Source organism: Flavobacterium sp. (genome assembly GCF_049590715.1).
Lineage (GTDB): Bacteria > Bacteroidota > Bacteroidia > Flavobacteriales > Flavobacteriaceae > Flavobacterium.
This window is the reverse complement of record NZ_JBAWDL010000111.1, coordinates 1-4,228: the sequence shown is the minus strand read 5'-3', so window position 1 is coordinate 4,228 and position 4,228 is coordinate 1. Positions and strand designations below refer to the sequence as shown.

The 4,228-nt window shown below is 34.9% G+C and carries 3 protein-coding genes; all 3 read right to left on the bottom strand.

Translation table 11 applies throughout. The annotated features are described in order from the left end of the window. Window positions 1–1,583, bottom strand: a 1,583-nt coding sequence (locus WBQ70_RS05235; protein WP_423911429.1) for a sulfatase family protein, incomplete at its 3' end; no start/stop codon positions are given. A gap of 33 nt (window positions 1,584–1,616) precedes the next feature. Next, entirely contained in the window at window positions 1,617–3,260 is a 1,644-nt protein-coding gene (locus WBQ70_RS05230; RefSeq protein ID WP_423911428.1) for a T9SS type A sorting domain-containing protein, read from the bottom strand. Between the two features lie 267 nt (window positions 3,261–3,527). Next, a partial coding sequence (locus WBQ70_RS05225; RefSeq protein WP_423911426.1) for a hypothetical protein occupies window positions 3,528–4,228 on the bottom strand: 701 nt, incomplete at its 5' end.

Here is a 4,228-nt window from a genome sequence, read left to right as displayed (position 1 = left end):
TCTTTGGCTGTATAGTCCCAAAATTCATCAATCACTTTATTGCATTTATATTTAGGATCATCTTCTTTGTATTCTTTTCGAAGGTTTTTCAGTTCGGTTTTAAGTCCCGCGATTACTTTTGAATAAGCTGGATTATCATAAATATTATTCATTTCGTGTGGATCTTTTTCCAGATCGTACAATTCCCAGGCCGGAGGCGTTTCTGCTTTATCTGATTTTTCATCTGCTCCGTAAAAAAACAGCAACTTGTATTTTTTGGTTCGAATACCAATGTGTCCTGGATTATCATGAGAGGTCATGTGCATCCAATAATGATAATAGGCTGCTTTCTTCCATTCTTTTGACTCAACACCCGTCTCCATAATTTTTCTAAAACTATAACCTTGCATATAATCAGGTTTTTTGATCCCAGCATAATCCAACATCATAACAGGAAAGTCTACATTTTCGATTATGGCATCTGATGTGCTACCAGCTGGGATAGCTTTTGGATATCGCACAATAAAAGGCATGCGCATACCTTCATCATACCCCCAACGTTTGTCGATATAATCGTGTTCTCCAAGATAAAAACCTTGGTCACCCGTATAAATAATGATAGTATTGTCTAATAAATTCTCTGCTTTCAAATAATCAATAACACGCTTCACATTATCATCTACTCCTTTTACACAACGCAAATACTTTTTCATGTAGGTTTGGTAGGCATTTTTAGTAGCCGCAACAGAATTTATATCTCCTTTTCCTCCCCATTTTTTTGCGTAATTACGACGTGTATTGCGGGAACTAACGGATGTTCCTATATAAGGCAATAATTCGTCAAGATACCCTCGCGTTGCTATCGAACCATGATTCCCTTGCTCAAAAAGATTATCGGGTTCTGGAATTTCTACATCTTCCAAGTAGGAATCATAGCGTGGAGCATTTTCAAAATCATCATGTGGTGCTTTGAAATGCAATTTCAAGAAAAAAGGTTTCTTTCCATCCCGACCTTTTTTAAACCAATCCAAGGCGGAATCAGCAATACAATCGGTAGAATGTCCTTTCATCGACACGGTTCCTTTTATCAAACTCGTTTTTCCTCCAGCCGTTCTTAAAAACTCTTCAGTACCTCCTCTAACAATAAAATGAGGATCAAAATACTCCCCTTGATTGTACATTACTTTGTAAAAATCAAAAGCTTCTGGGTTTTCTTTCAAATGCCATTTTCCAATTACCGCTGTCTCATAACCCGCCTTTTTCATCTCTATGGCTAAATATTGATTTTCGGTTTTTAATTTTCCGTTTAAATTGGTAACACCATTTACTGCACTATACTGACCTGTCATAATACAGGCTCTACTAGGTGTACAGATTGCATTGGTACAAAAAGCATTTTGCATTATAATTCCTTCCTTGGCCAATTGATCAATAGTAGGTGTTGGATTTAATTTTTGTAATCTTCCCCCATAAGCACCAATGGCTTGTGAAGTATGATCATCTGCCATGATGAATAGAATATTGGGTTTTAAATTGTTTTCTTGAGATTTTACTATAGTTGTAAAAAAAAACAAACCAATAAATACAAGGATTTTTTTTTGCATAAAATCTATTTTAGGGATAGGTTATTTATGATTTTATTTCTTTTTTACTATCAGTGATTTACTTTCAATAAGTCCTTTTTCTGAAATTATTTGAATTATATAAATACCTTCTGGAAAACTAGAAACATCTAGGGAACTGGCATTTGTATTTACCAATCCCATCGATTTTACCATTCGACCCAAATAATCATAAACGGCAATTTTACTATTTAAAGGATGTTGAATGGTGACGTTATTATTTGAAGGATTTGGATATAATAAATAGGCCTCATTTGTTTTCATGTTGTCTTCAACAGAAAGGATGCTACAATCCACGTTTTTATTATCATTTTCATACAATGTATTTTTGTAATAAGATGAAATACAAGGCTGAAACCCGCTACTGGTGATAGGCCCATCTATTTGCGCTACATATTCACCTTCAACAATATCAGGAGTTGCTCCTTTTGAAGGTAGTGATAAGTGTCCGATTGTAGCTGCAGATGGAATGATACGTACATTATCTGCCTCCGGTGAGACTGTTCGAGTTGCCCAAGGGTATTGGGCTTGAACTGATTTTTCGACATAATTGTATTCTTGACTCAATCTTCCGTAGGCATTCAATCCAAAAACAGCATCTACATTTTTGATAATAATTGGTCCTGTAAATCTTCCTTTTTTGAATTTGATTGGATCTACTAGATCGCCATTGGTATCTTTTAATTCAGAATCAAAAAATCCTGTAGCCATAACTACAGCAAAGGCTGAACTGGTTGCTTTTACATTTTCCATATACACATCGCCATTGACACGACCATGAGGCGACATCATTACAGCAGCAAAACCATTGGTTTGACTAATATCACTTGCTTTTATTCCTTTTATAGTTCCCAAAGTTTGTTCGTTATCCGTACCCACAAATTGGATTCCTGATCCCGATTCCATACGTAAAATCACACCTCCATTACCCGAAAGTTTGACAAAATTGACATCTCTAGCAGCTTGTATTTGAATCAGTCCGTAACCATAATGTTGGTCTTTACCGTAGATATTACGAACATCTCCTTTGGACGGAGAACCTAGTATTTGATAGTCTCTTAATCCCTGATGTACCGTATTATCTGTACTAGTTTGAACAATTAAAGGATTCATTGTGATACCATTAAATTGTGTGAGTGCATCTTTTATATAAATATCTGAAAGCCAAAAATTAGTGACATTAGATAACATGATAGCTCTAACTTTGCCGTTCATTCCAAATTCGGCTATATCAAAAACAAACTTTTCGGTTATATCATCATTGGGTTTTGTACGATCACTTTGACTGCAAAACAGTTTTACATTTTGGATTGGTGTTGCCGTATTACCTATTTCAAATATGGCTGCTTTTGTCGAAATTAAATCCCCTTTGATCACCGTTCCTTTTGCAAAATCAATATGTACATTTGATTTTAAATAAATATTAGACAATTTAATATTTCCCGAAAGTTTTATAGTTCCCCCTGTGGCCTGTGCTGCAACATCATCAATTAAAGCTTGTAAAGCAACAGTGCCATCAGAAAAATTACTGACCGCCAACGTTCTTTCGTAGGAACCCACTACTCCATCAAATTGTTGTGTAAACTGTGCGTTCATTTTTAATCCACTCCATAAGGAAGTGAAAAGTAGGAAACTGAATAGGGTAATTTTATTGTTCATTTATAATTGGCGTTTGGTTATCACTTATTTGATACAAATCAAAAAAAATGAAGTGTTTTAATTCAGTGCTAAATTCCTAAAACAGAATAGATACGATGTATTTGTGGGTTATTAATTTGTATTTTGTCGTTAATCTTTCTAAACTACTATCCGTTTTATCGAATAACCTATTAACTGACACCTTTCATCAACCTTCGAAAATAAAAAAGGCAACAAATTGAAATTGCTGCCTTTAAAATATTTTTAATTTTAAATTCTATAAGATGATTAGTTACCCATTTCCTTTTTCTTCTTTTTTCCTTTATTTTGACCTTTCATAGGTTTTTCTTCTTTTGGTTGTGCTTTCTCTTTTTCGAAAGTAATAGCACAATCGTTTATCGCTTCCTTTGGAGAAACGATTAATTCTTTATTTTCCATTTTCCCGTCAATCATTGGGAAATTTTTCAAAACTAAACCGGGAGTTTTTACGGTATAATATCCTTGTGACAATTCCGTTCCTCCTTTAGCATAATACATTAATCCCGTCACTGTTGGCCCTTGGTAACTTTCGCCATCAGTATTATATTCTGGATTGACTAAATTGCGTTGATTACACGGAACAAAGCCACGTCTAGAACCTCTCAATTGAGCGGTAGTACCATAAACGACTTTTAAATTAGAGATAACTGAGCTAGGATCAAAAACCCCTAATTCATACCCTTCAATCATTGCGCCGTTCTCATCTTTTTGACCTTTCTTTTCGCTTAAAAACCCTGATGCGATGATGGCTCCAGCTTCACAACTTATAGCTGTAAGATCATCAACAAACACTTTACCATTGATAATAGTATGCGGAGATAAAGTAATAGCAGCTTGTCCGTTTTTACAAACAATGTTTTTACCATACACTTGATCGATTTTTATTAATTTATCCGTTAAATAGGCTTTACCGATTGCACCTGTTTCTAATCGAAGTGTAGCGCCACCTT

What these genes read in the sequence shown, in the direction of transcription:
- WBQ70_RS05230 (WP_423911428.1), bottom strand. Translation starts at nt 3,260, where the DNA reads ATGAACAATAAAATTACCCTATTCAGTTTCCTACTTTTCACTTCCTTA.